This is a genomic window from Streptomyces sp. NPDC087845 (genome assembly GCF_044742755.1).
Lineage (GTDB): Bacteria > Actinomycetota > Actinomycetes > Streptomycetales > Streptomycetaceae > Streptomyces.
In genome coordinates, this window is sequence record NZ_JBIUVC010000045.1 from 1 (window position 1) to 5,342 (window position 5,342).

The window sequence follows — 5,342 nt, forward strand, 5'->3', positions numbered from 1 at the left end:
TGGCCCTCGCCACCGTCGCCCCATACCGCGACGCCCTCGCCCGGCAGATCGCCCGCCAAGAAGCGCAACGCCGCACCCCGGCCGTAAAACTGAAATGACGTCAACCCGCCCCGAGCAGCTAGAGCCTGTCCGGTCGATCATGTGCGGAACCAGATGATGAGGGCTGCGGCGGTGACGGTGCCGAGGTAGACGTAGCCGCGCTTGTCGTATCGCGTGGCCACGGCCCGGGACTGTTTCAGCTTGTTGATGGCCCGCTCGACGGTGTTGCGTTTCTTGTAGCGCTGCTCGTCGAAGCCGGGTGGCCGTCCGCCGCGTGAGCCTTTGCGCTGGCGGGCGGCCTGGCTGTCGGTTTTCTCCGGGATGGTGTGCCTGATGCCCCGGCGGCGCAGGCTGTCAATCCCCTCGAACCGTGGAGATCTTCTAAGCGGCCAGCTCCAAGGCGGGGTTGGCCCGGTGGTCGTGCTCGTAGTCGATCGGACTCCGATACCCATACACGCTGTGTAGTCGGTGTGTGTTGTAGAAGCCGGTGATCCAGGTCGCGATCCGCAGCCGGGTCTCGGTGCGGGTGGCGAACGTGTTGTGGACGTACTCGACCTTGAGCACGCTGTTGAACGCCTCGCTGACGGCATTGTCGAAACACGACCCGACGCGGCCCATGGACTGCGTCACGCCCAAGCGGCGACAGGCCCGGCGAAAGCGCCGGGACGCGTACTCGCTGCCGCGGTCGCTGTGAAAAATCACGCCCTTCACGTCACCACCTCGGGTGGCCGCGGCCATGTTCAAGGACGCCACGACCAGTTAGGCGTCATGACGTGCGCCCATCGCGTAGCCGAGCAGCCGACGCGAGAACAGGTCGATGACGGTGGCCAGGTAGAGCTTGCCTCACCGGTGGGGATCTCGGTCATGTCGCCGCACCACACCTGGTCCGGAGCATCGGCGGTGAAGTCACGGCGGACGAAGTCCGGGGCCGCGGGCCGCTTGCCGGGCCTGGTCAGCCCGCGCCGTCGGCGGATCTTCCGTCCGGCCAGGCCGAGTTCGGCCATCAGGCGGGCGTCGGTGTTCACCGAGACGCACCAGCTCTCTCGGACCAGGAGGAGCCAGATCTTCGGCGAGCCGTAGGTACCGCCGGAGCCCTCGAAGATCTACCGGATCACCTCGGCCAGCTGTCCGCGCCGGATCTCGCGGGCCGTGATGGGCTTGTTGCGCCACTTGTAGAACCAGGACTCCGACACTTTCCAGAACTCGACAGGTCAGACGGTGTGGCACATGGTGTTCGGTCCTCTGGTTACCGATGAACGCGGCCAGGGCGGCCGGTTCCGTCTCGGTCACTTCACCCAGAGGACCATGCATCGCTTGAGGACATCACGCTCCATCTCCAGCTCGCGTATCCGCTTGTTCTTCTCGTTCATCTCCCGGGGAAGCCGCTCCAGTTCAGTGCGTTCCGTCTCGCGCATCCGGCCACCCGGTACCGGCTCGCCCGGCCGGTCGGACGACGCCGACCCGTTGCGCCGCCACCGCGACACCCAGCTGTGCAGCGTGCCGGAGTGCACGCCGAGCTCGTCGGCGACCTCCGGGACCGACCCGCCCGTCTCGATCACGATACGTACAGCACCCTCACGAAACTCAGGCGTGTACGTCCGTTGCTTGGACTCCATGAATCCCAACTTCCCCTGCAATCACGGACTCCACGCTACGAGGGGAGGGACATCGGCGCGATGCCCGAAGGGCTGCTGTACGACACCGAGTTGAAGGGTCTGTCGACCGAGGAGGTGTACGACCGGATCGCCACCGGGCTGCGGCGTGGCCGGCGCCTTGCGACCCTGCGCGGCAAGGGCGCCGACGACATCCTGGGCGAACCACTGCCCGGCCGGACCGCCGACCCCGTCGACCTCGACGAGTTCTACCGGCGCGCCCTCGTCCAGGGCCACCAGCTGCACACCGACCGACAGCGCGGCCTGCTACCGGCCGGACTGGTCCAGGAGATCCGCGCACTCGCCCACCCGCCCGTCCCGTGGGATGCCCAACTGGCCTGCTGGTTCGACGAGTTCGTGGCCCGTCCCGACCGGTACGCAGCTACTCGCGGCCCGCCCGGCGCCAGGCCTCGACCCCCGACATCCCGCGCGCGGGCCGCTACTTCCCGCCCGAGGAGGTCGCCCGCTGCACCTTCGGCGTCGTCCTGGACACCTCGGGCTCGATGTCCGGCCCGCTGCTCTCCAAGGCACTGGGCGCGATCGCCTCCTACGCCGAGGCCCGCGACGTGCCGGCCGCCCGAGTGGTGTTCTGCGACGCCGCCGCCTACGACGCCGGGTACCTGGCGCCGACGGAGATCGCCGGGCGGGTACGGGTCAGGGGGCGCGGCGGCACGGTCCTGCAACCCGGCATCGACCTGCTGCAGCGGGCCGACGACTTCCCGCCGACGGCCCCCGTCCTGGTGATCACCGACGGCTGGTGCGACGTGCTGCGGGTCCGCCGCGAGCACGCCTGCCTGATCCCGGAGGGCGCGGGGCTGTCGTTCACCCCGCGCGGACCGGTCTTCCGGGTGCGCTGAGCGGCAGGGCCGCGTGCGGCAAGGCCTCCTCGAACTCGCGGTAGCTCCGGGGCGCCCCCGGCCGGACTGAGGGCGTGACGGGCCAGGATGCGTCGCTTGGCCTCGACCTCAAGCGGAACGCGGGCCGGGTCGTGCAGGGCGATCGCGGGGTGGAAGTCTGAGAGCTCTACCTGACAGAAATCAACCGTGTTCCCGTGGGCAGACCACTCTCCGCAACATCCGTCGCCGTCGCAGCGCCGGGCCAGGTCGGCCTCCTCATCCAGCCGTGTCTTGAGGAACGTCACCAGATGTTCAGTCATGAGGACATCCTCGATGTTCTGCTGGGCGCCGTCGCTTGCTTTTGTCGCCCGAGCGCGTTCCCTCGCGGGTCGGCGGTGAAATGATCTCGTCGTGACTGGTGTGATCACGGCGTCTGAGCCGTCCTGGATAACCCCGTTCGCCGGGCTGAGCCCGCATACCTTCGGGAAGGCCGTGGGCCCTTCCACTGGAGGACCGGGTGCTGCTTGTAGCGGCTTATTGACGAACAAAACTGACGTTTCGTCAGCTTGCCCCGCTCTTCGGTGTCTCGAAGTCCGCGGCCGACCGCATCATCGATCACCTCGGCCCGTCGCTCGCGCTGCAGCCCCGCAAGCGGTTCCGCGAGGACGCCGTGCTCATCGTGGACGGCACCCTGGTGCCGACTCGCGACCGCGCAGTCCAAGACTACCGGTACTCCACGAACCACCAGGTCGTCATCGACGCCGACACCCGACTCGTCGTCGTGATCGGTCAGCCCTTGCCCCGGAACCGCAACGACTGCAAGGCGTGGGACGAATCTGGCGCCAAAGCCTCCGTCGGCAGGACCACGACCATCGCCGACGGCGGCTATCCGGGCACCGGGCTCGTGATGCCGCACCGCCGCCGTGCAGGCGAAGAACTACCCGAATGGAAAAAGGCCCACAACAAGTCCCACAAACAGACCCGCGCCCGCGTCGAGCACGTCTTCGCCCGCATGAAGACCTGGCAGATCCTCCGCGACTGCCGCCTCAAGGACGATGGCGTCCACCACGCCATGCTCGGCATCGTCCGTCTCCACAACCTTAACCTCGCCGGATAAGCGAACAGCCGGACTGACCGTCGACCACGCCTGTATCCGGTCAGAGATCATCTACGGGACAGCCCTTACGGCCGGCCACCGGGATCACCAGTCTCCACCGCCGAAGTCGCCTCCGCCATCGAAGCCGCCGCCTTCGAAACCACCTCCGAAGTCGCCAGGGTTGAAGTCCGCGCCGGTGAACTCACCGCCGTCGGGAGCGCTGTCGATGGCCGCGGTGTCGGCGAACGCGGAGGGTGCACTGAGAACCGAACCCAGCATCGTGCCCACGAGCAGGCCGCCGAGCATGCTGCCCACGCCGCCGAAGTAGCCGCCCGCCCAAGGCGCGTATGAGGGGCCGGCATTCCAGTAGGGCTGGGAACCATGGGCGGTCTGCACCTGACGGGCCATCGGCTCCTGCCCGGCCGCCAAGAGGTTGGCATCAGCCTCACAGGCCGGCACGTTGCGCGGCATGCCGTGGGGCGGGGCCCACATCGCATCGATGGCCGACGGGCCGTGGCGAGGGTCGAAGAAGCAAGGAGCGCGGCGCTCGGGCACCGGGGCACCGGCGCGGCGCGCGGCCAGGGTGGCGAGCGCGAACCGGCCCTCTTCCAGGGCTGCGGTCACCGGTTGGACGTCCTGCGGCCTGGCGGCCGTGGCCATCAGTTCTTTGGCCTTGTCGTACGTGTCCAGTGCGTGGGTGTAGTCCTGCCGCATCGCGTTGTCGGCCCCGGGCTCCGACGGGTGGAAGTCGAGTCGGTCCAGTTCCTCGCCGAAGGCGGTGATGTCCTCGTCGACAACGACGCGCAGGGCGTCCAGCTCGGCGCGCTCGCGCTTCTTCTTCGAGCGGCGGTACAAGGCGTACCCACCGCCGCCGACCGCCGCGGCCGTACCGACCGTGAGCAGCACTGCCGCGCCGCCACTCCCCTCATCGTCCTCGGAGCCGCTCCAGGTGGCCGGGGCCTGCCCCTTGGCCTGTTCGGTGGCCTGGTCGACGAAGGCGGTCAGGAGCCCTTCGGGATCCCCGGAGTGGGAGCGCTTGACAGCGCCGGTGAGGTTACCGACCGCGTTGCGCGACATCACCGAAGAGTCCGCGTTCGCGTTGAAACCGCCGCCGAGGTGGACGGCGTACACCCCGGTGATGCCGACCTGGGTGCGCAAGTCCCGCATCAGAGTTTCGGGAGGGAACTCGGCGGCCTCGGGCAGCACCGCGACGAAGATTGGCTTGCCCGCGTCCTCGATCTTCTTCGCGAGGTTTACGGCGTCGGCCTCGGAGAGCTGGTCCCGGGCGCGCGGATCAACGTACACGGGGCTCTTCTTCAGGGCCTCGGCCACGCTGTCGAGGCCCGCCCCCGCGGCGTGCGCGGAGACGGGCGTAAACATCGCGCAGACCATCAGAGCCAGGGCGGTCAGGACCGGGCCGAGCCATGGCAGCCCCCGGCGGACGACGGGCATGGGCAGTTCCTCCTCCTATGACGGATTGCAGCGCTTACAGTTGCTCAGTTGCGTAATATAGCAAGTCTCACGGAGGAGGTACCCGTGCGATCCCGGTGGCTGCACTGACACGCTTTAAGGGTTGCGCAATCCGGAAACCATCGTGAGGACACGCTGAGCGCATTCCACCGACTTACGAGTTGGTGCGTGATAGGGGGTGATGTGTTCTTGCTGGTGGGTGGCATGATCCGGATGTGGCGATCATGCTCAGTCGGACGGTTCTCGCGC

Annotated in this window: 4 protein-coding genes and 4 pseudogenes; 2 read left to right on the top strand and 6 right to left on the bottom strand. The window is 68.1% G+C overall.

All coding sequences use genetic code 11. From position 1 onward, the window contains the following. Positions 1 to 137: 137 nt before the first annotated feature. The 4 genes and pseudogenes from ACIOMQ_RS41280 to ACIOMQ_RS41295 form a co-directional block, all read right to left on the bottom strand. A pseudogene (locus tag ACIOMQ_RS41280) lies at positions 138 to 422 on the bottom strand (IS5/IS1182 family transposase); the annotation flags it as partial. Further along, on the bottom strand, positions 421 to 777 hold the full coding sequence (locus ACIOMQ_RS41285; protein ID WP_402192863.1) for a DDE-type integrase/transposase/recombinase: 357 nt from the start codon (positions 775 to 777) through the stop codon (positions 421 to 423). The pseudogene ACIOMQ_RS41280 and the gene ACIOMQ_RS41285, both read right to left, overlap by 2 nt. A 2-nt stretch (positions 778 to 779) precedes the next feature. Then, positions 780 to 1,142: an IS3 family transposase gene (locus ACIOMQ_RS41290; protein WP_402192870.1), complete on the bottom strand. Its 363-nt coding sequence runs from the start codon at positions 1,140 to 1,142 to the stop codon at positions 780 to 782. Positions 1,143 to 1,325: 183 nt separating this feature from the next. Beyond that, on the bottom strand, positions 1,326 to 1,655 hold the full coding sequence (locus ACIOMQ_RS41295) for a transposase (protein WP_402192866.1): 330 nt from the start codon (positions 1,653 to 1,655) through the stop codon (positions 1,326 to 1,328). Positions 1,656 to 1,703: 48 nt separating this feature from the next. Here ACIOMQ_RS41295 and ACIOMQ_RS41300 point away from each other — a divergent pair. Beyond that, positions 1,704 to 2,548: pseudogene (locus ACIOMQ_RS41300) on the top strand (VWA-like domain-containing protein); the annotation flags it as partial. Between the two features lie 56 nt (positions 2,549 to 2,604). On the opposite strand, the pseudogene ACIOMQ_RS41305 reads toward ACIOMQ_RS41300, so the two are convergent. Then, positions 2,605 to 2,847: pseudogene (locus tag ACIOMQ_RS41305) on the bottom strand (DUF6221 family protein); the annotation flags it as partial. Between the two features lie 91 nt (positions 2,848 to 2,938). Here ACIOMQ_RS41305 and ACIOMQ_RS41310 point away from each other — a divergent pair. Then, positions 2,939 to 3,644 (top strand): annotated as a pseudogene (locus tag ACIOMQ_RS41310) (transposase). An 84-nt stretch (positions 3,645 to 3,728) separates the two neighbouring features. On the opposite strand, the gene ACIOMQ_RS41315 reads toward ACIOMQ_RS41310, so the two are convergent. Next, positions 3,729 to 5,075, bottom strand: coding sequence for a hypothetical protein (locus ACIOMQ_RS41315; RefSeq protein ID WP_402192868.1), 1,347 nt, complete (start codon positions 5,073 to 5,075; stop codon positions 3,729 to 3,731). Positions 5,076 to 5,342: the final 267 nt, after the last annotated feature.